We start from the raw sequence: 25,503 nt of genomic DNA on the forward strand, positions 1-25,503 counted from the left end.
TCTTGAATCTCGCCGAATAAGGCCCAGTTATAAGAAAACTGCAGGTTTCTTATAACGCTGCGCACGCCCGGGAGCGGCCATGAAAACCATCGATCTTGGCTATCGTACCCTCTATGCCGAGCTGGTGCAGCGCAGCCTGGATGCCTCCTTCGAGACCGATTTCTCGACGGCAGGCAATTTCGTGCGCGTGCCGGTGAAAGGCCGCGACTACTGGTATTTCGAAGAGACGCGGCCGCAAAAGTCCAGGCGCTATGTCGGCCCGGCGGAAGATCCCGAGATCGCCAAACGGGTCGCGGCCTTCAAGGAGATCAAGGACGATCTCAGAGCTCGCCGCAAGCTGGTCTCCACGCTGGTTCGCGACGCCGGCCTGGCGGCGCCCGATGCTTTCAGTGGCGACGTCGTCGAGGCGCTGGAAAAGGCCGGGCTCTTCCGCCTGCGCGCGGTGCTCGTCGGCACCGTCGCCTTCCAGACCTATGCAGGGCATCTCGGCGTCAAACTGCCAGGAGCCGCGCTGCAGACCGGCGATGCCGACTTTGCCCAGTTCCATTCCGTCTCGGCCGAAGTCGACGACAGCATGCCGCCGCTCATCGAGGTGCTGAAGGCGGTCGACCCGACATTCCGGGAAATCCCGCACCGAACCGATGCGGGGCGCACGACGCAGTTCGAGAATGCTTCGCGCTACCGCATAGAATTCCTCACTCCGAACCGAGGCAGCGACGAGCATGCTGACCATGCCAGCCCGATGCCGTCGCTGGGCGGCGCCTCGGCCCAGCCCTTGCGCTTCCTCGATTTCCTGATCCGAGACCCGGTGCGGGCAGTGCTGCTCCACCGCTCCGGCGTGCCGGTGCTGGTCCCCTCGCCCGAACGCTTTGCGGCCCACAAGCTGATCGTCGCGGCGCGACGCGCGGGAAGCGCTGCCGCCAAGCGGGAGAAGGACCTGCATCAAGCAAGCCTGCTGGTCGAGGCGCTCGAGACCACGCGTCGGCAAGACGACCTCGCCCATGCCTTCGCGGAAGCGTGGAACCGGGGCGAAGCATGGCGTGAGGCGCTGCGCAAAGGCTTGCAACTGCTTCAGCCTGACAGGCGCGAGATGGTGGACCTGGTCCTCGGCAGGGCGCTCGACGAAGCGCGCATCGAGCTCGACGGTTTCATGAGACGGTCCAAGTGAGTTATCGTTCAAATTGTACGAAACGTTCTTGACGACTTTCGTACCTAATGTACGATATTGCCCTTCGTTGAGGGGATGTTCTTGAACACCGCGAACCATGCCGCTTTCGCCGACCTTTCCCGCCCATTGCTCTCGCCTTTGCCGCTCGCCGAGCGCGAACGCCTGGCCGGCGCGTGGCGCATGGCCAGCCAGGACATCGCCGACGACATCCGCTTCATCCGGCAATATCTGAAGGTGATCGCGGAGAAGGACGACCGGCTTTCGACCGGCACGCTGGTGCACGGCCGCGCCTATGTCGAGGCCTGCGCGGCCTGGCTGCCCGAAACGATCGCGCGATATTTGAGGAACCTCAGGCTTATCAGCGAATGCGAGTGCGCGATGACTGCGGCGGGCGTGCGCTTTGCAAAATCGAGCGATGCCTGGGAGTGAGATGTCTTCCTTCTTCGCGGAGGAAGACCACCAAACGCGACGAAACAAAGGGGCGCGAGGGAGCGCGGCGACGCAATGGTTTCCGCCCGCGCCGGGTGCAGAGAATTCCAATTTGCAACCTTCGGGTGCACCTCGGCAAATGTATCGTTTCACACAATTGCCAATTGGTGGACGCGGGCGAGCGGCCGGTAGTTAATTCCTTTCGGGCGAAGGAAGGCATAGTCGCGTACCAGGGAGGAACTCGTTTGATAGACCAGCAAATTGACATCGGCGCACCAGCCGACGATCAGCCTTACGAAGTCACCTCATTCGCCAGGAAGCATGGGCTGACGATCCCGATCGCGGACGCGGTGCTTTTTGCCAAGGGTCCGTCGCCGTCGCGGGCGGCCTGCGATACCGCCGCGCTGGCTTTCCTCTGCGCCGTTGCGCAATACGCCAGAAAGCAAGGGAGGCGATAGCCGTTCAGCCTCCACCTCCGCGCCCTAAATCTTCGGGCGCGGGCTTGCTACATTTCGATTGTGCGGATGGCAGCGGCGGAACGGCCGCTGGGGTCAGGCCTTGGCTTTCGGCTTGGCAGGAGCCTTGGCCTTGGCGGGGGCTTTGGCGGGCGTTTCGGCCTTGGCCGACTTCGGCTTGGCGGCGGCCGTCTTTTTGGGCGCGGCCTTGGACTTCGGCTTTACTTCGGCGTCGATCTCGGCGGCCGCCTGGTCCCAGTGCTCCATATGCGCGCCTTCCGGCCGGCCGGCCTGCTCCCAGATCTCGTGCGCCCGCCGGCGAATGCGTTCCTGCCTGTCGTCCGTCACTGTCGCCTCCTTTGAGTGGGGCCGCTCCCCGACGGAAACATTAGCTGAATTTTCCGGTGGCGTCTTGCGCATCGACGCGTAGGTGCCTGAACTTCGGCAGCGATTTCTTCAGTGCACGTCGGAGACGATAGCGACGCCCAGATACGCTGCCTTCTTTGTAATCAATGCGGCTAAATCGGCGTCAGAGCGTTCGGTTCCGGTGCGCCTGCGCAACAGGCCAATCGCTTCCTTCATCGATAAGAGGCCAGTGCGGCGTTCGGCCAGAAGCTGGTCGACCGCCTTTGCACAGTCGACTGATTCGACATGGGGATGATGCATGGCTGCGACTCCTTCCTAGGAGCCGGCATCCCCCCGCCGGCATGGCGGGAGGATCGGGGCTCGTAAGCGTAAGATCACTCGATGACGTGGATGACCCTGCGTGTACCAGGATCGATCAGAACAGTGCGATCGTTGACCACGGCATATCTGTACTGAACGTCCGGCACCTCCCGCAGCTCGACCGTGTCAGGCACCGTCGAGCCGACGCCCAGTTCCAGCCCCAGTATGTTGACCGAGGCGATCGGGTGCTTGTGGACATATTCCTTGACGACAGTCTGCTGCTCCGGCGTGACGATGATCTGGTCCGCAGCGGCAAAGCCTACGCCGGCGATCAGAGCAAGGCCGGCAACAGCAGGAATAAGGGTGCGTTTCATCATAAGTCTCCTGTTGTGTTGGCGAGCTCCGCCCGCCTCCGCCGTCGCGGAAACCTGGCAGGTCGAACATAGGAGCTCCCGGGGCAAACGCGTGCATTGGGGTCTTGTTCCGTCTGCGGCGCCTAATTGATTGTTGCCGGCGGAACCGCCGGGGCAGCTTCGCATTGTTTGAATTGAATAAATTCGACCAGCAAAGGCCCGCCATGACTGCAGTTCACATCACAAGCGACATGCCGCTCCGCGCGCCGGTGGCGATCGCAGTCGGGGCCGGTTTCAAGCGCGAGATCGCTTCCCTGGCGGCGATGCAGAATTTCCTCAAAGAATGGCCGCCGGCGATGCGCGGCGACTGTTATGCCGCGGCCGTGCAGACCTGCGAGGCAGCGCGGACAGGCGAGAGGAAACTTGGGGAAGCGCGGCAGGCCTTCGTGGCATTCGCTCAGAAGGCCGGCATTCTGTGGACCGGCGTCGACCCGGTCACCGCGCTACGTGAAGCCAAGATCAGACGTCTCAAGGCCAGGAGCATAAGCCAGCAGCGCCGGCAATGGCCGCTGGCGTGACAGGCTGCTGAAGTCCGGTTCTATAGGATCGGGCTTATGGAACCAAGCATCATCGAAAAAGCCCTCGCGGCCGAAGGCTTTTGTCGCGCCAAGCGGCGTAGCGTCGCTCACTGCCGCCCAGTGCTGGACGGCAGCCAGTCGACATCGATGACGGCTGTCAGTTCAGCGAAGCTTCGCACGACTCGGTGAGGAAAGATGCGGCGATCAGATCGTCCGCATCGATGCGTAGGGAGCCATCGCCGCCCCCCATGATGGCCGCGACCTTCTGGAAGGTCTGTATTTCATGTGCGGTGATGTGGGCGTCTTCCATCCTGGCCCGCAACTCGGCGACGCGCATCCCGAGCGAGCGGGATGTTCCGATTTCTCGTTTCGACATGTTAACTAGTCCTCCTCGCCCCTGCCCATGCCTGTTCGCCGCCGCCCGATTCTGCTTTCTGCCACCGGTTTGTGTTGCCTATGAGACAGGTTTGTTTCTGCCACTGGTTTGTGTTGCCTATGAGACAGATTTGACCCAAAGCGCCCAACTTGGGTGTGGGTCAAAGGTTCCGTTAGGATATCGTAAATTAATAATTTTCCGTTAACCGCCCGCCGCCGTGACCGGCGGCGGGCCGTCCGTTCGGCCGATTACGCTATCGGTTAATTGAGCACCTTGATGATCTTGCGCGTGCCGGGGTCGACGATCACAGTCCGGTTATCGACCACGACATAGCGATATTTGACGTTCGGCACCTCGTGCAGTTCGACCGTCTCGGGAAGCGTGCTGCCGATGTTCAGCTCGACGCCCGGAACCTTCACCGAAGCCAGCGGCTGCTTTTGCACATATTCCTTGATGACGGTTTCCTGCTCGGGCGCGATCACGACGGTGTCCTGCGCAGCGACGGCGCCAGCGCCGGCGAGAAGCAGGAGGGCCGCGGCGGCGGTGGTGATGTGCATTTTCATGGTCGTCTCCTTTGTGTGGTCAATCGCCTCCTCTGCTGCGCCTGCGATTTCCACAGCCGATCGGCACCGTCCTAACGCCGAGGGCCACGGCTTGTTCCTGCAAAATTCCGCACATCCGCCGGCGTAAGAACGCCGCCGCCGCTTGGCAAAACAATCTCGGAACAATGCCTTCCAAGTCGTGTTTAACCAACGAAGGGACCGACTTTCCGAGGAGAAATCAGATGAAGCATCTTCTGATCACGAGCATGATCGCGCTCGGCGTCGGTTGCGGCGCCGCGGTGGCGCAGACCGAGTCCGTGCAGCCGAGCGGCGGCGATAATTGTGCCGCCGGCCAGGCCGACTGCCCGAAGGGCGGCAAGGCTGGCGAGCAGGCCCAGGGCAAGATGAAGTCTCAGACAGAGCAGAATGCCCAGGGCACCACCAAGATGAAGACTGAGCAGAATGCCCAGGGCGAGGCTGGCGCCAGCACCGAGCAGAACGCCGAGGACAATACGCAGCTGAAGAAGAAGCAGCAGGCGCAGGGCAAGACCGACACCAAGACTGAGCAGAATGCTCAGGGCAGCACCAAGGTGCAGACTGAGCAGAATGCTCAGGACAACACTACGCTGAAGAAGAAACAGCAGGCCCAGGGCAAGACCGGCACGAGCACCGAGCAGAAGGCTGACAGCAACACCAAGGTGCAGACCGAGCAGAATGCTCAGGGCAAGACCGGCACCACCACCGACCAGAACGCCCAGGGCACCACCAAGATGCAGACCGAGCAGAACGCTCAGGGCAAGACCGGCACGACCACTGAGCAGAACGCTCAGGGCAACGTCCAGGCCGACCAGGACAAGACGGCCTCGATCACCAATGTGACGGTTGAGCAGCGGACGCAGATCACGCAGATCATCCGCGAGACCAACGTCCAGCCGGTTCGCGATGTCAGCTTCGACATCTCGGTCGGCGTCGAGGTTCCGCGGCAAAAGATCCGGCTGCATCGCCTGCCGCCCCGCATCGTCAAGATCGTCCCGGCTTACGAAACCTATGAGTATTTCGTGCTGGCCGACGGGCGCATCGTGATCGTGGATCCGGACACCTACAGGATCGTCGTGATCCTGGAGGCCTGATCCAGACAGCATTTCCGACAGGAGGCCTGCCGTGCCGCAAGGCATGGCGGGCTTTTCTTATGTCGCTTGAGCCGCGGGCGCAAACGCCCCCTCCCCGCGGCCGGGGGGCAGCCCCATCAAGCTTTATCGCCCGCCCTCGCCGCAACACAGCCGTCGGACTGAGGTCTGGTTTGGTAGGGCATTGGTCCCCCTCTCGAAACATACAGGCAGTTATCTTGTTGGAGTCACGACTGGCGAGCATAGGTCCCTTCATCGTCGGTTGTTCGCACCCGCCGCTACCTGCGATGCGGCGGGTGCTCCTTTTGGGGGTGCTGCATGCAACTCGGAGAGATCATTGCGAACCTGTTCGCCGCCGTTCTTCTGATCTGCGTTGTGGCGCTCGTGTTCTTCACAGGCGGCAGACCACTCTGGCCGGATCGCCAGGCCAAGATGGTCATCCTCTTGCCGCCGGATGCCATGACAACGGGATCGGTCAGGGCACTGGCGCACGTTCGCCTGCCCGACGCCTTCGATACAAGACTGGTCCAGCCAAGGCCCCAATCCCGATAACCTGTTCGGCCAGCCCAGAGCCGGCCGCGACGTGATCCGGCCGAATGGAGGTCAGAGCTAACTCTCCGCTTCTTTCGCGGAAGGGCGGAGCCGTCTCCCGCCGATGAAGGGCCGTGCTCGGCGGGCGGACACTGCGGCAACCGGCGGCCGGGTTCAGCTCAGCAGCATTTCAGCGGCGGCGAAGGGTGATGCACGGGCCGAAAGCAGGCGCAACACGCCAGCGCGCCCGGTAGCCCGCTGCGGTTCATTAGCTGCTCCTGATCATCGTGCCGCGAGGGAACGGAATCGGCCTCGGCTTGGTTCCTGAGGCATAGGTCCTTCGGCGGGCCGGAGTTAAGACCTATGGCAAGGGGTCTGCGTGAAGTCTTGCGATCCTGGCGGAAAAGGTGCAAGGGTCAACATGGGTAGAGCAATGGGCGAGATCGTCGAAGACCCTAACTGGTCGCGGCGCTCGGTTGGGCAAATGTATTTTCCGCAGTTTCTTGTGGGAATGACGGCAACGCTTCTGGTGGTTCTCGGCTGGACCTTCATGTCCACCGGGTCCGTCTGGCAGTCGCTTGGCTGGACGTTCTTGGCGGGCGTGGTGCTGCAGGCAGGCTACTTCGTGGCTGTGCTGTGGCTCGTGCAAGCCGAAGGCCGGGCCACGGACGAGAGCAAGGCGAGCGACGCCGGCGCCCCCGCCAAGCTGCCCGGCCCGTTCGAGCGCGACGGCATCGTCCATGCGCTGATCTCGCGGCTGTTCCCGAGGCTGCTGCCGTAAGGCGGCTCAGCGTCCGGCCAAAGCCCCCAGCGCCGTCATCTTTTGGGTAGCGACGTGAAGGGGAGCGAAGACCCGAGAATCCAAGCCGTGACCTCGTCGAGGAACGCAGCGCGGCAGAATCCTGCACCGTCGTAACGCTCTGAGCTTACGGCCTGCAGTCTGCGCCGCGTCGCTTCGCTCCCTGCTCCGCCACAGGATGACGTGCCAATCTTTGGCCGCGTGCGATCGAGCAATTGAGCGCGTCGCACTGGGCCGGTTCAGGCGACGCGCTGTTGGGTGCACCGTTACTGCGCCGGAGCGACCGTGGCCGAGCGCACCGTCTCCGCGGACGAGAAGACGATGAAGGCAAAGGTCAGCACCGCGGCGGCGACGATCAGCGAGCCGATCGCCACGACCGGCTCGATCTCCGGATGGCCTGCGGCCAGCATCCAGTAGAGCGCCGGCAGCATGATCACGAGGCCAACCGTATAAAGACCGTAATGGATCATGGCGATGCGGCGCTCTGCCTTGGCCGGATTGAGCGCGTAGTAACCGCCGAAGATCGCGCTGGTCACCCAGCCGAGAAGGTTGATGTGGGCGTGCGCCGGGAAGGCGCCGTGGTCGCCCGAAATCGCCATCTGCAGCCCGGCGGCTATGCCCAGGATGAGAAAGATGACGGCCGTCTTGAAGAAAAGCTCCGAAACCCGTGGCATTTTGTTGTCCTCCCAATGCCCTGTGAAATCCCTCACCCGCTAAGCTACACACCGCAACGCATATTAGCCACAAGGCAGCGAAGTTTTGGTGTGCATTGCGCACAGCGTCAGGCGAGGCAAAAAGGCCCGCAAGGGTCGGCGCCGGCGGGGCAGCGCTCCCCGGGCCTGCAGTTGTTTTCCCCAATGCAGGGCGGCTCGCAAAAGAAATTGCCCGTTCCCCATTCCAACGCCGGCCATTATATCGTAATACGACATTCATAGCGAGATCTCGGGGGTGGCAACCGGGGGGCCGGGAGCTGACCACACAGCTCCCGGTCAAACTCGTTTCGGCGCGCTAGACTTTCGATCTCCCGGTCTGCGCCACCGCGTCGGTTCTGCCACCGTTCCAAATACGTGACACGGCGCCGACCGAAGCCGACGAAAGGTTTCCAGCGGTGCAGACGCCGTGAATTTTTAGCTATTCCTTAACCAATGTTATTCGCTCGGTAGACCTGGCATGTTAACCTTCGGGCGCGGGTAGAAGCCGTCTGACCACCTCGGCTTTTGCTATTTGGGCTCGCCTCAAAGGCGAGCCTTTTTTTGAACTCCGCCTGTGCCTCGGCGTGGGGTTTCTGCTCGCCGCAACCAGAACTCCCCCTGGCCTCACCTGGTCTGTTGCCGCGTGCGAATGCATTGCCGTCAAGCCAAACAAAAATGCCGCCGGGTCGCCCCGGCGGCATGCAATTCCACTCCGGCAGGTTCGCCGCTTGTGCCTTATGGCGTGGACGTCGCCGTAGCCGCCTGGTCGATCTTGTCGGCCAGCACGTCCTTGGCCCAGTCCGTCACCTCCTGATCGACCGGCTTGTTGGCCATGTCCTGCAGGGCGGCGTCGAGCGTGGCGTCATCGGGCGCGGGGTTAGCGGTCACCGCGGCCTGGGCATCCGCCACCGCCTGGGTGTCAGTGGCGATCGCGGCGTTCTGGGCGTCGATCTGCGCCTGAACGTCGGCAACCTGCGCATCGAAAGCCGCCTTTTCCTCGGTCGTCATGTTGGTCGTGTCGGTTGCATTGAGGTCGGCGAGCTGTTGGGTGAGCGTGCCGAGCTGGGCCTGGTCGGCGGCCAGCTTCGCGTTTGCCGCATCAAGCTTGGCCTGCGCATTCTGGGCTACGGCGGCCTGGGTCACATAAGCCTGAATGCCCGCGAACTTCTTGCTCTTGGAATTCATGTAGGCATTTATGTTGCGCTGGAGCGAGTTCAGCCGGCCGAGCTTGGCATGGATGTTCTTTTCCTTCGGCGTCGCAGCCTTAGTGGTATCGTCCGTCGTGTCGTCAGTGTCGTCATCGGTTGCATCGTCGACCTGCGACTTGGCGGCCTTTGCCGACGCCGACTTGCCATGCGAGGCGCCGCTGTTGCCGCTTTGGCCCTTGCCGCCGCCCTTGCCGTTGCCGTTGCCGCCGCCATTGCCATTGCCGTTGCCGCCGCCATGGCTGCCGCCATTGCCGTGACCACCGCCATTGCCGCCGGCTCCGGCAAGTGCGGGAGCCGCCGCGAGCGCCAGAATGGCGAGCGAAGCCAAAAGTGTTTTCCGGATTGTCATCATGTTTCTCCGCAGGTGAATCGCCACCAATGCCCAACCGCTAGATCGCGTCATATGAGAATTCCCTAACGGCTTGGAGTAACTTTTAAACAAATTCGGTGGCGGCAAGAGAGTATCCCGAGAAGCAGCTCCGCAAATCCTGCGGAACACCTTTTAACTTACTGAAATCATTGCACAAATAAATGGGCTAAGGCCAGGTCCGCCCTCTGGAACAATGAAGGCCCACCCCCCGTCGGACCATGGGCCTAACGCTATGCGGCCAGCGTCCGTTGAGGAGCACAAGACGCCTGTTTATGAAGGCGATTTTCGGACGTGCGCGGCATCGTTTCGGGCAATCGCGCGGGAAGCCGTGATGCCACCAGCGCTTGGGGCGCGCTGACGAGGTGTTCTTATCCCGCTTCGCGGCTGATCCCATATATACTTATATATTCTTCCCGGGATGCCCTGAAGGGTGTCGCAACCTTTCGGCCGCTCGGCTTGTCAATCTGAGCCCTGGCTTTGACCCGAAACGAAGTCTCACTTTGGGGAGACGTGCTTCAGCTGTTGATCAGCGGCACGGTGACAGTGGTCGAGTAATTGATCGGAAAATCGCTGAAATAGGGAAAGTTGATGACGAAGGCATAGCTGGCGCTGACATGCGCCATCTTGAAGCCGCCGCTCGGCGGGTCGGTGGTGATCGTCACTGTCACGTTCTGCAAGCCGAGCGCCTGTAGTTTCTGCGTCGCGATCGTCTGGATCTGAGCCTGGGTCATCGTCCTGTCGAGCTGCAGCGAGCGCGCCGAGGCCTCGAGCGCATAGCGCACGCTGGACTCGTTGTTCATCGACCAGCCGAAGGCGAAGATGCCGAACAGAAGCATGATCAGGAAAGGCGCGATCAGCGCGAACTCGATCGCGGCGCCGCCAGATGCGTCGCTGGCAAACAGCCTGGTTTTTTGCTTAGCGGACACGGACCACCTGCTGATGGCCGAGCGCGCTATTGCCCGGGAAGACGCCGAAGGTGAACGGCGGGACCCAGGTGCCCGACGCCTGGATCTGGACATAGATGGAGGGTACTTTCGATCCCGCACAGGTGGTCGACTGCGTGACCACGGTCGTTCCGCATTTGTAGGTGCGTGTCACCGTGATCGCCGCATCGGAGGGTTTCTTCTCCCAACTCGCAAGCGCGGCGGCCTGAACGGCGGTGTCGTCGCCCCCGCCGGCCAGCAGCAGATTCGCCGCCGTCTTTACACCCGCCCGCATCGCCATCGAGTTGGTGACATAGGACCAGCCATCGGCGATTCCGAACAGCGCGACGCACAGCACCGGCAACACCAGCGCGAATTCCACCGCGGCCGAGCCGGAGCGATTCTTGCGGAAGCGGATCGCTGCCGTCGCCACGCGGCTACTCGACAATCGCAACGGACGGGGCAGCGGGGATGTCTTGCAGCCCAAGGCTCGAGCAGTTCTGGTTGATCGTGGAATTGCCCGACCACTGGATGGTGTCGGCCACAACCTGGGTGCAGCCGTTCGCGCCCGAGAAATTGCCGAGATAGTTGACCTGCTGCTTGGGAAAATAGATCGCGCCGGTCAGCGAAGAAGTCGCCGTGCCGTTGAAGGTGCTCTGCGCCGCGGTGCCGGTCCTGTCGCCGTAGAACAGCACGCCGGAATAGGTGCCCGAGGTCGGCGCGCTCAGCGTTACGGTCGCGTTGCCGTTCATGCTGATAGTGTTGCTGCCCGTCATATAGATGGTTACGCCGGTGCAGGGCGCAGCGCAGGTGATGACCGCGCCTGCGTTGATCTTCAGATTGCCCTGAACGACGTAAGTGCCGGAAGAAAGCGCGACATTGCCGTTGAGGTTCATGCCGCTGCAGTAGGTGCCGGACACGAGTGTCTGCGCTGACTTGCCGCCGTTTACATTTCTGCACGGGGTGGTAACCGCGGGCGCCGGCAGGCTGGAGAATGGATCGGACGCGGGCAAGGCCTGGGTTAACGGCGACTTGCAGGTCGTGGTCACCGGGTTGTTCAGCGAAACGCCGCCGACCGAGATCAGGCAGTCGGCCTGAAGCCCTGCCGACCCCTGCACCTTGATGGCATCGGCGGCGCTCGAATTCGACATGACCGAGCAGCCGGTCAGCTTGACGCTGGTGCTGCCGGAGAAAAGCGCCGCCTGCGAGGCCGACTGATTGAGCGCCAGCACGCAGGCCTTGGAAGCATCGGTGATGAGCGCCACCGCCCTCGCCTGCTCCGGCACCTTGGTCTGCGTGAAGATCGAGGTGAACATCCGGTCGAGGTTCTGGTTGAGGATGACCTCGACTGCCTTCTTGGCCGTGTTCGGCCCCGAGGTGGGCGGAGTGTGGACGGTGATGGTGCCATTGCCGAGGCCGTTGTCGGTCGCCGACTGGGTCGCGGCCGCCGTGATCGTCGCAGTGTCCGATCCCTGGATCTTTTCCAGCGCGCCGGCATAGGCGGCGGCGTCCGCCGTCGCCTGCAGCTTCAGGCTCGAATAGTACCAGTAGGAGGTCTCGACTCCGAGCCCGGCCCCGCCGACGACGATCGGCAGGGTGAGCGCGAAGATCGTCGCAACATTGCCGCTCTCGCCGCGTCGCAGGCCGCGGGAGACGAACTGTCTGAAAATCCGACCGAATGTGTTCATGGCCGAGCGCGCCCAAGCTATCCCAGCCACCACGTTCAACACCGGGCGATAAACGAATGGCTAATTTTTTTCCTCGACTTGCGATTTTCAGACCCTTGTATGCATATTTACCGCCCTGCGCGGCCGCGACTCAGACTTAGGTCCCACTTCATATAAGACCTAAGGTGAAGCTGCGGATAAATCAGCGATTTTAGCTTTTGCTGCATTTTATCTTTTTCGGAAATCCGTCGTAGAGACGGCTGGAGTAGTTTCTCTGCCGTTTCCGGCGAGGGGTGCTGCCATGATCAGACGGTTCTGGGCTTCGACGCGCGGCAATTTCGCGCTGGCGACCGCAATCGCCATGGTGCCGCTGATGCTTGTCGTGGCCGGCGCCGTCGATGTGGCCGGCACGAGCGACGACGCGGCGCAACTGCAGAACTCGCTGGACGCAGCCGGACTGGCGGTGGGCACGAAATACCAACCGACCATGTCGGCCGGCGATGTGCGCCAGCTCGGCCTGACTTTCTTCTCAGCAAATCTGAGCGTCGCCGACGCCGGCGAATATTCGGGCAGCGTCGGGGCGTTCCAGGCAGCGGCCAGCGGCGATCCGAGCGGCTACACCATCTCGCTGTCGTCGAGCATCAGCCGAGCGGCTTTCATCAGCGGCGCGCCGGCCTGGCAGGCGACCCGCTCCGCCTCCGTCGAGGTCAAACCCGGGGCGCAAGCGTGCGTTCTGGCGCTCGATCCGCATGTCGGCTCCGCCGTTAACCTGCAGGGCTCGACCAATGTGGCGATGAACGGCTGCGTGATCGCCGCAAACTCGGACGCGGCCGACGCCATCGACCGCGGCGGCTCGGCCCTGCTTAGCGCCGCATGCGTCTCGACGGTCGGCTCGACCTCGGGGATAATGCCGCCCAACGCAACACTCTCGTGTGACGCACCGCTCGAAAACCAGTACGCATCGTTCGACCCGTTGGCCAATGTCACCCCGCCCGCTTACGGCATGTGCCAATCGATGCCGAACGGCAAGACGGTCACGCTCTCGCCCGGCACCTATTGCGACAAGACCTGGTCTGGGAAGATCACGCTTAATCCGGGCGTCTACATCCTGCGCAACGTCACCATAAAGCCCGGCGGCAATGGCATCCTCACCGGCCAGGGCGTGACGATCTTCCTGATGGAAGGCTCGCAGCTCTACATCAATGCCAATGAGCAGGTGAACCTCTCGCCGCCGACCAGCGGCCCCTATGCAGGCATCACAATCTTCCAGGCCAAGGCCAACAGCGCGGCGCTGACGATCAACGGCGGATCCGGCTCGGTGGTCAGCGGTTTCATCTATGCCCCCGACGCGGCGATCTCCTATGCCGGGAATTCGGACATGAACGCGCAGGGCAATTGCCTGCGGCTGGTCGGCAATACCGTAGGCATGACCGGAAACTCGGCGGTGAAATCGGACTGCGCGGCCGAGCTCGGCAATCGCGAGATGTATGCCGGCAGGATGATCACCCTGGCGAAATAGCGCCGCTCTTCCGTCGAGGGGAAATCAGTACTCGCCGACGATATCGGCGCCGGGCTGTTCGTCGAACAACACCGCGCAGCCGCGCTGCAGCGCCACCTGGCTCAACGCGTTCGCCGCCGCTTCGTCGGATGAGACGAAGTCACCGGTCAAGACGCGCAGTTCCTCGACGGCTCTCGACATCGAAACAAGGCGCCCAGCCGCGCCATCGCTGGCGCAGGCGTCGACGACGCAGAGAAGATCGATCAGTTCGAAGCTGTCCATGGCGGCCTCCGCCCACAGGATCCCTTCGCGGAAGTCAACGGCGTGACGGGCGGCCGGGTTCCGCTCGGAGTGGTGCACCATGATTTGGCGACAGCCTGGGCGGCCCGCGCTGAGATCGAGCGAAGCGGCAGGCAGGGCATAAAAGTACGTCGCGCACGCCTGTGGTCGTTTGGATCGACCGGCAAAAGCGCGGCGAACAGGTTCGCGAATCTCGGCAGACTGCGGGATTGTGGGAGTTGCCCGCCACATCGCAGGAAATGGCGGGCAACTCCACTTTCAAACCGCCGATGAAGGGACGTTACTCGACGGTTGTGCCACAATGAGTTGTGGGCCTACTTGTTTCCAGAAATCGCCCATTCGGACCTCTGCGCTCAAAGGTGCGGCCTCAGGTCCCGCCTGACAAGGGACCGTGGCCCGAAAGCAGGAACATTCCAGCTTTGGCGCCGTTGCCACGACATCCCAATCGGCAGAGGAGAGGAAACCATGGCCGACAGACCTACAGTTGTAAACACCAGTGGCGGGGGCGGCGCCGGCACAGCAGTGGCGATCGTTCTTGCCATCATCGCGATCGTGGCCCTGCTGTTCTTTACCGGCATCATCAATGTCGGTGGCCGCACCGGCGGTGGCGGATCGACGGATGTCAACGTGAAGCTCGATGCGCCGAAGGTCGAGGCGCCCAAGGTGGAGACGCCTGCGGCTCCGTCGACGACGCCGGCACCCGCGCCTGCCACTCCGGCTCCGGCCCCGGCTCCGGCCAACGGCGGTTGATCCGCCTGGCGCAACCGGTAGGCCGGCTGCGCGTTTATCGAATGGCTACTCCAGCTTCGGCCCGCGCATTCCTCTGGAAGGCGCGGGCCCTTTTTTTCTCGGGCCCTCTTTTCTCGGGCCCTTTTTGTCTCCGGCAGGTCCGCTCAGTCATCCAATTCCATCGGCCGATGGCCCGGCCTTTGATGCCAGACGACCTGGCGGAAGTCCGTCAGTTCGACGACTTGGTCGCAGGTCGGACAGATATAGTTGTCGCAGCACTGGCGAAGCGCCGGCGGAGTGCGGCGCACTGCCCCGACCGGCGGACGGGTTTCCGTTTTTCCTACCTGATGAAGCATCGATTCCTCCCAGTTTTTCTGATTTTTCGAGTATCGCCTTCCACCCGGCTTGGCCTCGCCTATGGCGGTTTCGATGGGCGCGGTGAGCGCGCGCCCGCGAGCGGAAATGAAAATGGACTATCGCGGACGGGGCCTGGCTTTGCCGCGGCACTATTGGCGAAATTCACTTGCCGAGGGTTCACAGGATTCTCCCCAAGGGGCGAGAAACGGGGTGGCCCCTCAACCACCGTCGTGCCAGGCGCAAGGAACAGCAAAACACCGGCAGAGCGTGCTTGCAATAGGGCCTGCGCGGCAAAATCGATTTCGCGCCGCGCCCGGCAATTACATTAGCAATCATTCATTGAAAGGCGTATCAATCCGGCAGCGGTCGCCGACGATCGCGCGTCAGGTCCCGCTTGCAATCCTTGGAAATGGGAGGATGCCATGGCCGAAGCTGCAATGAAGGTCACCCAGCTCGAATCCAAGTCGCACAACAATCCCGACGAGGTTCGCTCGCCCGCCAAGACCCGCGTCGAAGTGGTGCGGCTGCCGGGCTACACGCTCGGGCGGCTCAACATGGAGCCGGGCTGGAAATGGTCCGAATGCGTGAAGCCGGTGGTCAAGACCGACAGCTGCCAGGTCTCGCATGTCGGCTATGTCGTGTCCGGAACAATTACCATACGCATGGACGACGGGACGCAGAAGACCTTCGAGGCCGGCACGTCCTATACCATCCCGCCCGGGCATGACGCCTGGGTGGAAGGCAATGAGCCGTTCCAATGCATCGAGGTGCTGAGCGCCGAGCAATACGCCAAACCGGCCTAGCGGCGGCTGTCGGCGAAGGGACGGCCAGAAGATCGGAGGGGCGGTGCTCCGGCTCGGCCGCACTTCGTCATCCTGGTGTTCGCGCGTCGCTCGGCTCCTGACTTCGTCCTAGCATGACGCAGTTTCGGGCCGCGATCCTTCGCGCCCCTCCCTGGTCTCGCGGTCAACCCGTCAAAGGGGAGCACACCGGCGCAACCGGTCAAAGCCCTTGGTTGTGACGGGTTGCAGATGTTCTCATCCCCAGCTGGCCGGCTTGACAGGAAACTCCTTTTGTTCTCTTTATGTTCACACGCATTACCGCTTACAACAGTCGCTGCTAATGCTGCGATGCCGCAAAGCGGGACGGATGGAGCCGGGAGCGATGCCCGCCACGAACGCCGCTTCAGCCGCTACCATCCTGCATGCCGATCTCGACGCCTTCTACGCCTCGGTCGAGCAACTGCTCGACCCGTCGCTGCGCGGCAAGCCGATCGCGGTCGGCGGCGGCGTGGTGCTTGCCGCCTCCTATGAGGCGAAGATTTTTGGCGTTCGCGGCGGCATGCCCGGCCGCAAGGCGCGCGAGCTCTGTCCGCAGCTCATCTTCGTCGGCGGCCGCTTCGGCGAATACCAGCGTCTCGGCGACGCCGCGATCAAGGTGCTCGACGATTTCACGCCGCTGGTCGAGCGCATCTCGATCGACGAGGCTTTCGCCGATGTCGCCGGCTGCACGCATCTGTTCGGATCGCCGGACGAAATTGCGCGAACCATCCGCCGCCGCGTGAAGAGCGAGCTCGGCCTGCCGATCTCGATCGGGGTGGCACGGACGAAGCATCTCGCCAAGATCGCCTCGCAGGTGGCCAAGCCCGACGGCCTCGTGGTGGTCGAGCCCGGCACCGAGCTTTCCTTCCTGCACGATTTGCCGGTGTCGCTGATGTGGGGCGTCGGTCCGGCAACCAAAGCCAGGCTCGCCGAGATCGGCGTCGAGACCATCGGGCAATTGGCGCGCACGCATAGCGGCGCGCTGGAGCGGCTGATCGGCCATGCCGCCGGCCAGAAGCTCGCGGCCCTTGCCTGGAACCGCGACCCGCGCCGGCTGGAGACGCATCGCCGCGGCCATTCCGCCGGCGCGCAGTCGGCGCTGGGCCGCAAACCGGCGCTGCCGCGCGTCTTCGTGCCGACGCTCCTGCATCTCGCCGACCGCGTCGCCAGCCGCCTGCGCGCCAAGGACCGGCCTGGCCGCACGGTGACGGTGCGCGTGCGCTTTGCCGACATGCGCGCGGTCACCAGCTCGGTGACGCTGGAGCAACCGATCCAGGCGACGACCATGCTCGCTGACGTCGCGGAAGAGCTGGTCAGAGGCGTGCTCGCCGCTCACCCTGGCGAACGGGAAATCTCGCTGCTGGCGATCTCGGTCTCGCATCTGGAAGAGCATGCCGAGCTGCAGCTCGAACTGCCGCTCGGCCTGGCGGACGAGAAGCTGAAGCCCGGCAGCCGCAAAGGCCTCGCCCGCTTCGGCGCCGACCGCGCCATAGACAAGATCCGCCAGCGCTTCGGCAAGCAGGCCGTCGGCTACGGCACCGTCGCGCTTGAAGCGGCGCGCTCGGTGCCGGATGAATTCAGGGAGCTGGCGGAGAAGGAGCTGTGAGGGAAGTGCTTCGGCATCTGCTCTGCGGCGCTGGAGATTGGCGAAAGCCGACGCGCCGTCCGATCTCCCCCTTGTGGGGAGATGTCGCCGAAGGCGACAGAGGGCGTCGCCGCGCGTGAAGCGCCGGCGTCTTCGGCGACGAAGACAATGCTGGCGATCTATGTGAGACGCCCCTCTCTGGCCTGCCGGCCATCTCCCCCTCAAGGGGGGAGATCACGCGCTCTGGCGGCTGCCCTCAACCCGCCACAGCCCAGTCCAGCCGCATCGCCGCGCTCATCGTTTGCCCATCTTCAAGCACCGTCAGCCCTTCGCCGTGATGCGCATCGACCGGGTGCGAGACCGGCTCGAAGCAGAAGAAGCCGGCGTCGGATGACGGCGAATAGAGGATATAGACGCCAAGCTCCGGCGAGGCAGTGAGCGTGATCCTGATCCCCTCCTCGAGCTGCGTGATCGAGGCGCGACGATTCCAGCCGTCGAAGGCGTTGTTGACCCAGTCCCACGGCAGCGGGATGGAGCGCGAGAAATCCCAGGCCGGGCGCTCGCTCAGCGGCACGACGCCGACCGGCAAATGGCGCTCGTCCTCCAGCCAGACGCGCCTGGCCTTGGCCCCGAGCAGGGTTGTGTCGCCGCGCGGGAACCAGGGATGGAAACCGAGCCCGTAAGGCAGGCGCATGCCGGCGCGGTTCTCCACCGTCAGCTGCGCCTCCAACGCGCCGTCCTGCAGCGCATAGGTCACGGTAGCCGCATAGCGGTAAGGACCGATCGCGCCCTCGTCGAGCACCAGCTCCGCCTCGGTGACGGTGCGGCGGGCGAGCCGCCACGGTCTTTGGAAACCGTCGCCATGGATCGGAAAGGCTTCGCCCGGAATGTTCGGCGCGACGGCGTGGAAGCGGCCGTCGAAAGTGAAGCCGCCGCCGGAGATGCGGTTCGACCACGGCACCAGGAGTTGGCAGCCGGACGTGCCGGTGCCATCGCCCGGCTTCAGCAGCGGAACCGGCGCGCTGCCGATCACCAGCGCGTCATAGCGCGCGATCGCCGCGCCCTTCTCCGGCGCCAGCACCAGCCTCGCCTGCCCGTCGTTCAGCTCGACCGCGCCGGCCATATCCTCACCAGCCGCCATCGATGGCGATGTTCTGGCCGCTGATCATGTCGGAGGCGGGTGAGACGAGGAACAGCACGAGCTCGGCGACGTTCTCAGGCTCGATGCGCGTCTTGAGGCTTTGGTTCTCGAGGACCCAGTCATTGTACTGCTTCAACCGGTCGCCGAAGACGCGCGCCTCCGCCTCCGAGACCACCGCGCCCGGCGACACGGCGTTGACGCGGATGCCATGCGGCCCGAGCTCACGCGCCAGCGACTTGGTGAGCCCGAGCATGGCGCCCTTCGAGGCGACATAGGGCACGTAGCCGTCCCAGCGGCCGTTGAGCGTGATCGAGCAGAAGTTGACGATCTTGCCGTAGCCCTGCGCTTTCATGCCCGGCGCGCAGGCCCGCGCCACCGCAAAGGCGGCCGAGGAATTGACGCGGATCTGATCCTCATATTCGGCCAGCGAGAACTGCTCGAACGGCCGGTTGATGATCAGCGCCGCGTTGTTGATCAGGATATCGATCCCACCTTCCTTCGCCGCCAGCGCGGCAACAGCCGCTTCCGCCTCGGCCAGCCGGTTGAGATCGCAGCCGACGAAGGCAATATCGCCCCTGGCCTGTCCGGCAAGTCCCGCCACCGTCTGCTCGGCATCGCCGATGTTGGGGCGGTCGAGCACCAGCACGCGCGCGCCGGCCCGCGCCAGCGTCACCGCCTGGGCCCGGCCAAGCGAGCCGAGGCCGCCCGTCAGCAACACTTTACGACCAGCGAGCGCCTTCATTGCCTAACCCCTCACAGGACAGAATGGACTTCGTCGATCGAAGTGTCGCCGATACGCTTGTCCAGCACGATCTCGCCGCGCGCCATCGCGACGATACGGTCGCAGCACTCGAAGACGTGGTGCATGTTGTGACTGATGAAGACGCCCGTCACCCCCTGTTCCTTCAAGCCGCGCACGAAGCCGATCACCTTGTTGGTCTCCTTGACCGAGAGGTGATTGGTCGGCTCGTCGAGGATCATCACCTTCGACTTGAAGTGCATGGCGCGCGCGATCGCGACGCCCTGGCGCTGGCCTCCGGAGAGCTCGCCGACGAGCGCATCGGGGGAGCGCAGATGCAGGTCGACATTGGCGATGGCGCGCACGCTTTCCTCGGCCATCTTCTTCTGGTCGAGGATGCCTACGCCGAGGATCGAGAACCGGGTCGGCTCACGGCCGATGAACAGGTTGCGGGCGATCGACATGGTGGGGACCATGGAATTGTACTGGTAGATGGTCTCAATGCCGAGATCCATCGCGTCGCGCGGCGTCGCGATGCTGACCTCCCTGCCCTCGACCTTGATCTCGCCCTGGTCGGCGCGATGGACGCCGGACAGGATGTTGATCAAGGTCGACTTGCCGGCGCCGTTGTCGCCGACCAGGCCGAGCGCCTCGCCGCGCTTGAAGTCGAGCGTGACGCCTTTGAGGGCATGCACGCCGGAATACCACTTGTGCAGATCGCGCACAGAGATGATGGCATCGCTCACGGCTCAGCCCTCCATCTTGATGGCCTTGGCGCGCTTGCGCATCCAGGCATTGGCGACGACGGCGAAGATGGTCAGGAAGCCGATGGCGAATTTGAACCAATTGGCGTCGACATGGCTGAGCACAAGGCCGTTGTCGATGACGCGGATGAGCGTCGTGCCGATGATGCCGCCCATGACGGTGCCGATGCCGCCGGCGAGCGAGGCGCCGCCGATGACGGCGGATGCCACCGCCTGCAGCTCCATGCCCTCGCCGATCGAAGGCAGCGGCGACCCCAGCCGCAGCACCTGCAGCATGCCGGCGAAGCCCGAGAGCACCGAGCACAGCATGAAGCAGACGATCTTGACCCTGGCCGTCGGGATGCCCATCGCCGCGGCGGCCGGCAGGAAGCCGCCGGTAGCCTTGATCCAGTTGCCGAAATTGGTGCGCGACAGCATCAGCGAGGTCAGCACCGCGACCGCCACGAACCACAGAAACGACATGCGGAACATGTTGCCCGGCCCGACGAAGGAAGTGAACAGCCAAGTCGGCAGGTCGGCGGGCAGCAGCGGCGGGAAGCCGCCGGACACGACGACGGTAAGCGAGCGCGCCATGAACAGCATGCCGAGCGTGGTGATGAAGCTCGGGATGGCGAAGCGGATGGTGACGTAACCGTTGATGAAGCCGATGGCCGCCGAGACGAGCAGCCCGGCGAGCAGCGCCAGCGGGAACGGCCAGCCCTGCACCATCAGCACCGCCATCGTCATCGGCATCAGCGCGAAGACCGAACCGACCGACAGGTCGAACTCGCCGCTGATCATCAGGATGGTAACGCCGATGGCGACGAGGCCGGCCTCCGGCAGGATGCCGAGGATGCCGCGCAGATTGTCTTGGTTCAGGAACACGCCGTGGGAGCGGACCTGGAACAGGACAATGAGCAGCACCAGGAGGATCAGCCCGGCCAGTTCCGGCTTCTCGAGATAGGTCTTGAACAGGCGCTTCAATGAAAGGCTCCGGTGCGATGATTGTGAAAGGTACTGTGGCGCCGCGTTCCTTCACACCCCCCTTTGTCCTGCCGGACGGTCCGGCAGGACAGAGGGGGGGTGATGTCCCGCCAGCATTTCGGTGACGGGCGTCTCGGCCAATCTCAAAGGCATGCGACCTCAGCGCATGCCCTGCGCGGACAGCGCCATGATCGCATCGGCGTCCTTCTGGCGCACGATGCCCTGCCCCGTGTCGATGTCGGAAGGCGCAAGACCGAGCTTCTTGTTGAGATAGACTTCCATCACCGGCATGAAGCCCTGCATGTAGGGCTGCTGGTCGACCAGCGCCTGGACATAGCCCTTCTGCATCTGCTGCAGCACTTCCGGCACGAGATCGAAGCCGCCGAGCAGGACCTTGCCGGGCGCGACCCCGCGATCGGCCAGCACGCGGGCCACGCCGGCGCACCAGAAGCCGGTGTCGAAATAGGCGGTGGTGTCGGGATGCGCGTTGAGATAGGCGCCGACGCGGTCGGAGGTGATGGCGAGGTCGGTGCCGCTGTCGATGCGCTCCCACGAAACGTCGCGGTCCTTATGAGCGGCCTTGTATTCCTCGAGGAACTGCATGACGCCGGCGCCGCGGGTTTCCGACCAGTTCTGGCCCGGCGCCGAGATGCCGACCAGCACCTTGATCGGACCATCCTTCGGAAAGTTCTCGGAAATCGCCTTGGCGAGCGAGTAGCCGGCTGGCTTGAAGCCCTGGCCGATGAAGGCCTGGCGCGCATTGCCCTTGGCGCCTTCGGTGTCGTCGACATTGACGGCGATCACCACCACGCCGGCGTCGCGGGCCTCCTTGATGACATCGTCGAAGGCATGGTCGTCGACGATGGAGGTGAGCAGCGCGTCGGGCTTGGCGGCAAGGGCCGCGCGCATGTTCGCGACCTGCTGCTCGATCGATCCCTCGGTCTGGGTGAAGACCATGTTGCAGTTGGCCTCGACCTTGGCGCAGCCATCATCGAAACCTTTCTTCACCGCCTGCCAGAATGTGTTGGAGGCCGACGAATGATGGGTGAAGACGATGTTGAGCCCGTCGGCTTTGGCGGCCGATTGCCCGCCGATAAGGGCGGCGCCGAGCAGAAGCATTGCTGTCAGTTTTCTCATGTTTGTTCCTCCCTATGGATCTTTCCAGATGTGCGCCTTGCGCTAAATGTCCGTCTGGTTGCTGACGCGGCGGTGGACGGTGTAGGCCTTGCCAAGATCGGGACTGAGCGCCAGCCCAAGCCCAGGCCCCGGCGGCACGGTGATCATGCCGTCTTTCACCTCGGGCAGCGCCGTCACCAAGTCGCGGTACCAGGTGCGGTAGAAGGCGCGCACGCTTTCCTGGACGAGCGCGTTGGGCGCGTTGAGCGACAAATGGGTGGACGCTGCGAGCACGACCGGACCGGTGCAGTCGTGCGGCGCCACCGGCAGCCGCCAAGCCTCGGCCATCGAAGCGATCTTGCGGGCCTCCGACAGGCCGCCGCACCAGGAGATGTCGAGCATGACGATCCCGGCCGCTCCGGTCTCCAGAAGGTCGCGGAAAGCCCAGCGGCTGCCCAGCGTCTCCGAGGCCGAGATCGGCGCCGGACTGGCGGCGGCGTAGCGCTTCAGGTCGCCAAGACTGTCCATGCGGATCGGGTCCTCGTGCCAATAGGTGGCGTAGGGCCTGAGCGCCTCGGCGATTCTCATCGCCGGCAGGAGCTGCCACATCGAATGGAACTCGACCATGATGTCGATCCTGTCGCCGACGGCTTTGCGAATCTTTTCAAAAGGCTCGAGCGCCGCCTTCAAGTCGGCCGCCGAGATGTCGTTGCCGCGCGTCTTCTCCGCCGCGTGGTCGAACGGCCAGATCTTCATGGCGGTGATGCCGTCGGCGAGCAATTCCTCGGCCAGCTCGCCGGCGCGGGTGAGGAAGGCGTTGAGATCGTCGTAATCGCGCCCGGCGCCGATGCCGTAATTGGCCGTTGTCTGGCCCTTGGCGTCCTTGATGTACTCGGTGCCGGCGCAGGTGTTGTAAGTGCGGATCGAGCGACGGCTGAAACCGCCGAGCAGCTGCGCGACCGGCTGGCCGGTGGCCTTGCCGAAAATGTCCCACAGCGCGATGTCGAAGGCGGAGTTGCCGCGCACCTCGGCGCCGCTGGAGCGGAAGCCGAGATAGCCGACGAGATCGGCGGCCAAGAGATCGATCTCCAGCGGATCGCGGCCGATCACCCTGGGCGCCACATATTCGTGCAGATATTCCTCGACGGTGCGCGATAGATAGAACGTCTCGCCGAGCCCGGTGATGCCCTCGTCGGTATGAACCTCGACCCAGAGCAGGTTGGGCCGTTCCTCGATGCGCACGGTCTCGATGGCGCGGATCTTCATCAGGCTATCCCCGCGTCGATCAGCGCCTTGACGCTCTTGTCGAAATGCTCGGCCATATGCTCGGCCGCAAGCCGCGGATCGCCCTTGAGGATGGCGTCGGCGATGTCCTCATGGCCCTTGATCATCTTGAGCTGGTCCTCGTCAGAGGAACGGGTTCGCCAGCCAATGACCCAGGTGCGCCGCGTCACGCCGCTGAAGGCGGTGACGATCAGCGAAAAGACCGGATTGTGCGAGGCCGCCGCGATCGCCTCGTGGAAGGCGATGTCATGCTCCATGACGGTCTCGGGGCTCTTGCAACTCTCGCGCATCAGCCGGGCCGACTGGGCGATCGCCGCGGCTTCCGCGTTGGTGCGGCGCAGCGCGGCCAGCGCCACCGTGCGCATCTCGATGGTGCGCCTGACGTCATAGACCTGCTGCACGCTGATCTGCTGGGTGGTGATGCCATGCTCGATCACCATCGACATGGCGCCGGTGTCGAGCTTGGCGACGGTGGCGCGGCGCCCGGCGCTCATGTCGATCAGCCGCATCGCCGACAGCGAGCGGAAGGCCTCGCGCACGACCGTTCGGGAAACGTTGAGCTGGCGCGTCATGGCGGCCTCGCTGGGCAGCGGATCGCCGGGTGCCAGGCCTTCCGAGCGGATGTGCTGGGTTATCGCCTGAATCGCCGTGCTGACCAGGCCAGGACTCGGTTCATCCGGTGGGTCCGTCTGCTCTTGCATGCGTTTCCTCAACACCTGTATGACAGGTTGATGTTGAATTGCTCATAGTTCGGCTTAAAGATATATGCAAGGTGATTTTGTGACACCCTGCCCCGAGGCGCCCCATGCACGAGAAGCAAGCCGGCCTGATCTTCGATGCGCGCGACGTGGTCGGCGAAAGCCTCGTGTGGGACGAGCGCCGCGAAAGGCTGGTTTGGGTCGACATCATCGGCCGCAGGATCCATCGGCTGGATCCGCTGGGCGGCGCGCATGAAAGCTGGCAGACGCCCGATCTCGTGACCTCGGTCGGCCCGCGCAACGACGGCGGCGCGATCGTCGGGTTGCGCAAGGAGATCGCGCTATGGGACTTCGATGGGCCGTTCCGGGCGCTCGCGACGATCGAGGCCGACAGGCCCGGAACGCGGCTCAACGAGGGCGTGGTGGCGCCGGACGGTTCGTTCTGGATCGGAACGATGGCCAACAACATCGGCCCGGACGACGCGCCGGTGCCCATCGCCAGCGATGAAGGTCGGCTCTACCGGCTCGGCCGGGACGGCAATGTGACGCCGCTCAGCGAAGACCGGTTCGGCATCACCAACACGATGGTGTGGCTGCCCGACGGACGCTTCGTCACCGCCGACACGACGAAGAACGCGCTCTACAGCTATGACTGGGACAAGAAGGCGGGACGGCTCGGCCGGGCGCTCCCCTTCTTCACCGGCTTCGAGCGCGGCCTGCCGGACGGCTCCTGCCTTGACGCAGAGGGCTATATTTGGAACTGCCGGGTGGTTGGCGGAAGCTGCCTCGCCCGCATCGCGCCCGACGGCAGGCTGGACCGGATCGCCGAATTGCCCTGCAGCTGGCCGACGAGCTGCGCCTTCGGCGGCCCCGGCCTCGACACGCTGTTCGTCACCTCCGCGCGCTTCACGATGAGCGCCGAGCATCTCGACGCCAACCCCTTCGAAGGCGGCCTGTTCGCGCTCAGGCCCGGCGTGCGCGGCGTGCAGGGCAACCGGTTCGGATAATCTCCCCATCGAGAGATCGGCAGCAGCGATCAAAAAACTTCACCATCGATGTCGGACTGGCCAATCACCGTTCGTCATAGGAGCATAGACCGGCAATCAACAGGAGAAACGAAATGCCCAGCACTGTCCGCCTGCACCGCGTGCTTTCCACCAAACCTGAAAAAGTCTATCGCGCTTTCATCGAGGCGGACGCGCTGGCGAAATGGCTGCCGCCGAACGGCTTCACCTGCACGGTGCATCACTTGGATGCAAAGGCCGGTGGCAACTTCAAAATGTCGTTCCGCAACTTCACCACGGGCGAAAGCCATGCCTTCGGCGGCGACTATGTCGAGCTCGTGCCGGGTGAGCTCGTGCGCTACACCGACAAGTTCGACGATCCCAACCTGCCCGGCGAGATGCAGGTGACGGTGAAGTTGAAGAAAGTCTCGGTCGGCACGGAGATGGAGATCACCCAGGCCGGCATTCCGGACGCCATCCCCGCCGAGGCCTGCTATCTCGGCTGGCAGGAGTCGCTCAAGAACCTGGCAAGGCTCGTCGAGCCCGAGATCAATCAGTAAAGATCGATCGCAGGGTCTATGCAGCCGGCCGCGACGGAGCGGCCGGCACGCGGCCCGATT

General features: G+C 63.8%; 31 protein-coding genes. 13 read left to right on the forward strand and 18 right to left on the reverse strand.

What is annotated here, in order from left to right; all coding sequences use genetic code 11:
* The first annotated feature begins 79 nt into the window (after nt 1–79).
* The 3 genes from CK215_RS20255 to CK215_RS20265 all read left to right on the forward strand — a co-directional run bounded on the left by CK215_RS20255 (nt 80) and on the right by CK215_RS20265 (nt 2,055).
* On the forward strand, nt 80–1,168 hold the full coding sequence (locus CK215_RS20255; protein WP_095831958.1) for a GSU2403 family nucleotidyltransferase fold protein: 1,089 nt from the start codon (nt 80–82) through the stop codon (nt 1,166–1,168).
* A gap of 81 nt (nt 1,169–1,249) precedes the next feature.
* Nucleotides 1,250–1,597, forward strand: coding sequence for a hypothetical protein (locus CK215_RS20260; RefSeq protein WP_127215790.1), 348 nt, complete (start codon nt 1,250–1,252; stop codon nt 1,595–1,597).
* A gap of 245 nt (nt 1,598–1,842) precedes the next feature.
* Nucleotides 1,843–2,055, forward strand: coding sequence for a hypothetical protein (locus CK215_RS20265; protein WP_067001092.1), 213 nt, complete (start codon nt 1,843–1,845; stop codon nt 2,053–2,055).
* A gap of 93 nt (nt 2,056–2,148) precedes the next feature.
* Here CK215_RS20265 and CK215_RS20270 read toward each other — a convergent pair whose 3' ends face one another.
* The 3 genes from CK215_RS20270 to CK215_RS20280 all read right to left on the reverse strand — a co-directional run bounded on the left by CK215_RS20270 (nt 2,149) and on the right by CK215_RS20280 (nt 3,092).
* Nucleotides 2,149–2,400: a DUF2934 domain-containing protein gene (locus CK215_RS20270; protein WP_095778871.1), complete on the reverse strand. Its 252-nt coding sequence runs from the start codon at nt 2,398–2,400 to the stop codon at nt 2,149–2,151.
* A 108-nt stretch (nt 2,401–2,508) separates the two neighbouring features.
* Entirely contained in the window at nt 2,509–2,718 is a 210-nt protein-coding gene (locus tag CK215_RS20275) for a hypothetical protein (RefSeq protein ID WP_067001047.1), read from the reverse strand.
* Between the two features lie 74 nt (nt 2,719–2,792).
* A complete protein-coding gene (locus CK215_RS20280; protein ID WP_067001089.1) occupies nt 2,793–3,092 on the reverse strand; it encodes a DUF1236 domain-containing protein in 300 nt (99 codons plus the stop codon).
* A gap of 203 nt (nt 3,093–3,295) precedes the next feature.
* Between CK215_RS20280 and CK215_RS20285 the strand changes: the two genes are divergently transcribed.
* Nucleotides 3,296–3,649, forward strand: a complete 354-nt coding sequence (locus CK215_RS20285) for a DUF982 domain-containing protein (protein ID WP_245322363.1) — start codon at nt 3,296–3,298, stop codon at nt 3,647–3,649.
* A 157-nt stretch (nt 3,650–3,806) separates the two neighbouring features.
* Here the strand turns inward: CK215_RS20285 and CK215_RS20290 are convergent, their stop codons facing one another.
* Together CK215_RS20290 and CK215_RS20295 are read right to left on the reverse strand one after the other, a co-directional pair.
* On the reverse strand, nt 3,807–4,025 hold the full coding sequence (locus tag CK215_RS20290; protein ID WP_095778872.1) for a hypothetical protein: 219 nt from the start codon (nt 4,023–4,025) through the stop codon (nt 3,807–3,809).
* A 260-nt stretch (nt 4,026–4,285) separates the two neighbouring features.
* Nucleotides 4,286–4,588: a DUF1236 domain-containing protein gene (locus CK215_RS20295; RefSeq protein WP_095778873.1), complete on the reverse strand. Its 303-nt coding sequence runs from the start codon at nt 4,586–4,588 to the stop codon at nt 4,286–4,288.
* Nucleotides 4,589–4,809: 221 nt separating this feature from the next.
* Between CK215_RS20295 and CK215_RS20300 the strand changes: the two genes are divergently transcribed.
* From CK215_RS20300 to CK215_RS20310, 3 genes are all read left to right on the forward strand, one after another.
* Nucleotides 4,810–5,697: a DUF1236 domain-containing protein gene (locus CK215_RS20300; protein WP_095831959.1), complete on the forward strand. Its 888-nt coding sequence runs from the start codon at nt 4,810–4,812 to the stop codon at nt 5,695–5,697.
* A 315-nt stretch (nt 5,698–6,012) separates the two neighbouring features.
* Nucleotides 6,013–6,246: a polymerase gene (locus CK215_RS20305; protein ID WP_095783409.1), complete on the forward strand. Its 234-nt coding sequence runs from the start codon at nt 6,013–6,015 to the stop codon at nt 6,244–6,246.
* A 412-nt stretch (nt 6,247–6,658) separates the two neighbouring features.
* Nucleotides 6,659–7,006 carry a hypothetical protein gene (locus CK215_RS20310; protein ID WP_245299725.1) on the forward strand — a complete coding sequence of 116 codons (348 nt, stop codon included), beginning with the start codon at nt 6,659–6,661 and terminating at the stop codon, nt 7,004–7,006.
* Between the two features lie 284 nt (nt 7,007–7,290).
* Here the strand turns inward: CK215_RS20310 and CK215_RS20315 are convergent, their stop codons facing one another.
* The 5 genes from CK215_RS20315 to CK215_RS20340 form a co-directional block, all read right to left on the reverse strand.
* Nucleotides 7,291–7,698: a hypothetical protein gene (locus CK215_RS20315; RefSeq protein WP_067001036.1), complete on the reverse strand. Its 408-nt coding sequence runs from the start codon at nt 7,696–7,698 to the stop codon at nt 7,291–7,293.
* 753 nt (nt 7,699–8,451) lie between these two features.
* Nucleotides 8,452–9,273 (reverse strand): hypothetical protein, encoded by an 822-nt coding sequence (locus tag CK215_RS31365; RefSeq protein ID WP_170950341.1) that lies wholly within the window; start codon nt 9,271–9,273, stop codon nt 8,452–8,454.
* Between the two features lie 536 nt (nt 9,274–9,809).
* Nucleotides 9,810–10,220 (reverse strand): TadE/TadG family type IV pilus assembly protein, encoded by a 411-nt coding sequence (locus CK215_RS20330; RefSeq protein ID WP_245418744.1) that lies wholly within the window; start codon nt 10,218–10,220, stop codon nt 9,810–9,812.
* Nucleotides 10,210–10,650 carry a TadE/TadG family type IV pilus assembly protein gene (locus CK215_RS20335; RefSeq protein WP_095778877.1) on the reverse strand — a complete coding sequence of 147 codons (441 nt, stop codon included), beginning with the start codon at nt 10,648–10,650 and terminating at the stop codon, nt 10,210–10,212. The genes CK215_RS20330 and CK215_RS20335 overlap by 11 nt, the downstream gene beginning before the upstream one ends.
* Before the next feature lie 4 nt (nt 10,651–10,654).
* A complete protein-coding gene (locus CK215_RS20340) occupies nt 10,655–11,905 on the reverse strand; it encodes a pilus assembly protein TadG-related protein (RefSeq protein ID WP_095831962.1) in 1,251 nt (416 codons plus the stop codon).
* Between the two features lie 280 nt (nt 11,906–12,185).
* On the opposite strand from CK215_RS20340, the gene CK215_RS20345 reads away from it, so the two are divergent.
* A complete protein-coding gene (locus CK215_RS20345) occupies nt 12,186–13,403 on the forward strand; it encodes a TadE/TadG family type IV pilus assembly protein (protein ID WP_095831963.1) in 1,218 nt (405 codons plus the stop codon).
* Between the two features lie 24 nt (nt 13,404–13,427).
* Here CK215_RS20345 and CK215_RS20350 read toward each other — a convergent pair whose 3' ends face one another.
* Nucleotides 13,428–13,664, reverse strand: coding sequence for a hypothetical protein (locus CK215_RS20350; protein WP_067001071.1), 237 nt, complete (start codon nt 13,662–13,664; stop codon nt 13,428–13,430).
* A 483-nt stretch (nt 13,665–14,147) separates the two neighbouring features.
* On the opposite strand from CK215_RS20350, the gene CK215_RS20355 reads away from it, so the two are divergent.
* The 3 genes from CK215_RS20355 (at nt 14,148) to dinB (ending at nt 17,195) form a co-directional block, all read left to right on the forward strand.
* The gene (locus CK215_RS20355; RefSeq protein WP_210201678.1) at nt 14,148–14,432 is read left to right on the forward strand and encodes a hypothetical protein; all 285 of its coding nucleotides are present in this window, start codon (nt 14,148–14,150) and stop codon (nt 14,430–14,432) included.
* A 758-nt stretch (nt 14,433–15,190) separates the two neighbouring features.
* Complete coding sequence (locus tag CK215_RS20365) at nt 15,191–15,571, forward strand: cupin domain-containing protein (RefSeq protein WP_095831964.1); 381 nt, start codon at nt 15,191–15,193, stop codon at nt 15,569–15,571.
* 361 nt (nt 15,572–15,932) lie between these two features.
* Nucleotides 15,933–17,195: a DNA polymerase IV gene (gene dinB / locus CK215_RS20370; RefSeq protein ID WP_095832036.1), complete on the forward strand. Its 1,263-nt coding sequence runs from the start codon at nt 15,933–15,935 to the stop codon at nt 17,193–17,195.
* Between the two features lie 235 nt (nt 17,196–17,430).
* On the opposite strand, the gene CK215_RS20375 is transcribed toward dinB, so the two are convergent.
* The 7 genes from CK215_RS20375 to CK215_RS20405 all read right to left on the reverse strand — a co-directional run bounded on the left by CK215_RS20375 (nt 17,431) and on the right by CK215_RS20405 (nt 23,882).
* Nucleotides 17,431–18,315 carry an aldose 1-epimerase gene (locus CK215_RS20375; protein ID WP_245418745.1) on the reverse strand — a complete coding sequence of 295 codons (885 nt, stop codon included), beginning with the start codon at nt 18,313–18,315 and terminating at the stop codon, nt 17,431–17,433.
* Nucleotides 18,302–19,057 (reverse strand): SDR family oxidoreductase, encoded by a 756-nt coding sequence (locus tag CK215_RS20380; protein WP_095831965.1) that lies wholly within the window; start codon nt 19,055–19,057, stop codon nt 18,302–18,304. Before CK215_RS20380 ends, CK215_RS20375 begins: the two co-directional genes overlap by 14 nt.
* Nucleotides 19,058–19,068: 11 nt before the next feature.
* A complete protein-coding gene (locus tag CK215_RS20385; protein WP_066993169.1) occupies nt 19,069–19,800 on the reverse strand; it encodes an ATP-binding cassette domain-containing protein in 732 nt (243 codons plus the stop codon).
* 3 nt (nt 19,801–19,803) lie between these two features.
* Nucleotides 19,804–20,781 carry an ABC transporter permease gene (locus tag CK215_RS20390; protein WP_066993166.1) on the reverse strand — a complete coding sequence of 326 codons (978 nt, stop codon included), beginning with the start codon at nt 20,779–20,781 and terminating at the stop codon, nt 19,804–19,806.
* A gap of 159 nt (nt 20,782–20,940) precedes the next feature.
* A complete protein-coding gene (locus CK215_RS20395; RefSeq protein WP_066993164.1) occupies nt 20,941–21,918 on the reverse strand; it encodes a sugar ABC transporter substrate-binding protein in 978 nt (325 codons plus the stop codon).
* Nucleotides 21,919–21,960: 42 nt separating this feature from the next.
* Nucleotides 21,961–23,163, reverse strand: coding sequence for a mandelate racemase/muconate lactonizing enzyme family protein (locus tag CK215_RS20400; protein WP_066993162.1), 1,203 nt, complete (start codon nt 23,161–23,163; stop codon nt 21,961–21,963).
* Nucleotides 23,163–23,882 carry a FadR/GntR family transcriptional regulator gene (locus CK215_RS20405; protein WP_095778886.1) on the reverse strand — a complete coding sequence of 240 codons (720 nt, stop codon included), beginning with the start codon at nt 23,880–23,882 and terminating at the stop codon, nt 23,163–23,165. The genes CK215_RS20400 and CK215_RS20405 overlap by 1 nt, the downstream gene beginning before the upstream one ends.
* Nucleotides 23,883–23,986: 104 nt before the next feature.
* Here CK215_RS20405 and CK215_RS20410 point away from each other — a divergent pair, with 104 nt between their 5' ends.
* Together CK215_RS20410 and CK215_RS20415 are read left to right on the forward strand one after the other, a co-directional pair.
* Nucleotides 23,987–24,886 carry an SMP-30/gluconolactonase/LRE family protein gene (locus tag CK215_RS20410; protein WP_095831966.1) on the forward strand — a complete coding sequence of 300 codons (900 nt, stop codon included), beginning with the start codon at nt 23,987–23,989 and terminating at the stop codon, nt 24,884–24,886.
* Nucleotides 24,887–24,999: 113 nt separating this feature from the next.
* A complete protein-coding gene (locus CK215_RS20415) occupies nt 25,000–25,443 on the forward strand; it encodes an SRPBCC family protein (protein WP_066993153.1) in 444 nt (147 codons plus the stop codon).
* Nucleotides 25,444–25,503: the final 60 nt, after the last annotated feature.

The sequence above is a fragment of the Mesorhizobium sp. WSM3864 genome, from assembly GCF_002294955.1.
Classification (GTDB): domain Bacteria; phylum Pseudomonadota; class Alphaproteobacteria; order Rhizobiales; family Rhizobiaceae; genus Mesorhizobium.

Excerpts from the sequence above, each read along its gene's own strand:
- CK215_RS20415 (WP_066993153.1), top strand. The coding sequence starts at position 25,000 with ATGCCCAGCACTGTCCGCCTGCACCGCGTGCTTTCCACCAAACCTGAA.
- CK215_RS20355 (WP_210201678.1), top strand. The coding sequence starts at position 14,148 with ATGGCCGACAGACCTACAGTTGTAAACACCAGTGGCGGGGGCGGCGCC.
- CK215_RS20295 (WP_095778873.1), bottom strand. The coding sequence starts at position 4,588 with ATGAAAATGCACATCACCACCGCCGCCGCGGCCCTCCTGCTTCTCGCC.
- CK215_RS20255 (WP_095831958.1), top strand. The coding sequence starts at position 80 with ATGAAAACCATCGATCTTGGCTATCGTACCCTCTATGCCGAGCTGGTG.
- CK215_RS20310 (WP_245299725.1), top strand. The coding sequence starts at position 6,659 with ATGGGCGAGATCGTCGAAGACCCTAACTGGTCGCGGCGCTCGGTTGGG.
- dinB (WP_095832036.1), top strand. The coding sequence starts at position 15,933 with ATGCCCGCCACGAACGCCGCTTCAGCCGCTACCATCCTGCATGCCGAT.
- CK215_RS20365 (WP_095831964.1), top strand. The coding sequence starts at position 15,191 with ATGGCCGAAGCTGCAATGAAGGTCACCCAGCTCGAATCCAAGTCGCAC.
- CK215_RS20285 (WP_245322363.1), top strand. The coding sequence starts at position 3,296 with ATGACTGCAGTTCACATCACAAGCGACATGCCGCTCCGCGCGCCGGTG.
- CK215_RS20275 (WP_067001047.1), bottom strand. The coding sequence starts at position 2,718 with ATGCATCATCCCCATGTCGAATCAGTCGACTGTGCAAAGGCGGTCGAC.
- CK215_RS20345 (WP_095831963.1), top strand. The coding sequence starts at position 12,186 with ATGATCAGACGGTTCTGGGCTTCGACGCGCGGCAATTTCGCGCTGGCG.
- CK215_RS20405 (WP_095778886.1), bottom strand. The coding sequence starts at position 23,882 with ATGCAAGAGCAGACGGACCCACCGGATGAACCGAGTCCTGGCCTGGTC.
- CK215_RS20380 (WP_095831965.1), bottom strand. The coding sequence starts at position 19,057 with ATGAAGGCGCTCGCTGGTCGTAAAGTGTTGCTGACGGGCGGCCTCGGC.
- CK215_RS20340 (WP_095831962.1), bottom strand. The coding sequence starts at position 11,905 with ATGAACACATTCGGTCGGATTTTCAGACAGTTCGTCTCCCGCGGCCTG.
- CK215_RS20315 (WP_067001036.1), bottom strand. The coding sequence starts at position 7,698 with ATGCCACGGGTTTCGGAGCTTTTCTTCAAGACGGCCGTCATCTTTCTC.
- CK215_RS20395 (WP_066993164.1), bottom strand. The coding sequence starts at position 21,918 with ATGAGAAAACTGACAGCAATGCTTCTGCTCGGCGCCGCCCTTATCGGC.
- CK215_RS20290 (WP_095778872.1), bottom strand. The coding sequence starts at position 4,025 with ATGTCGAAACGAGAAATCGGAACATCCCGCTCGCTCGGGATGCGCGTC.
- CK215_RS20400 (WP_066993162.1), bottom strand. The coding sequence starts at position 23,163 with ATGAAGATCCGCGCCATCGAGACCGTGCGCATCGAGGAACGGCCCAAC.
- CK215_RS20280 (WP_067001089.1), bottom strand. The coding sequence starts at position 3,092 with ATGAAACGCACCCTTATTCCTGCTGTTGCCGGCCTTGCTCTGATCGCC.
- CK215_RS20300 (WP_095831959.1), top strand. The coding sequence starts at position 4,810 with ATGAAGCATCTTCTGATCACGAGCATGATCGCGCTCGGCGTCGGTTGC.
- CK215_RS20375 (WP_245418745.1), bottom strand. The coding sequence starts at position 18,315 with ATGGCGGCTGGTGAGGATATGGCCGGCGCGGTCGAGCTGAACGACGGG.
- CK215_RS20350 (WP_067001071.1), bottom strand. The coding sequence starts at position 13,664 with ATGGACAGCTTCGAACTGATCGATCTTCTCTGCGTCGTCGACGCCTGC.
- CK215_RS31365 (WP_170950341.1), bottom strand. The coding sequence starts at position 9,273 with ATGACAATCCGGAAAACACTTTTGGCTTCGCTCGCCATTCTGGCGCTC.
- CK215_RS20305 (WP_095783409.1), top strand. The coding sequence starts at position 6,013 with ATGCAACTCGGAGAGATCATTGCGAACCTGTTCGCCGCCGTTCTTCTG.
- CK215_RS20410 (WP_095831966.1), top strand. The coding sequence starts at position 23,987 with ATGCACGAGAAGCAAGCCGGCCTGATCTTCGATGCGCGCGACGTGGTC.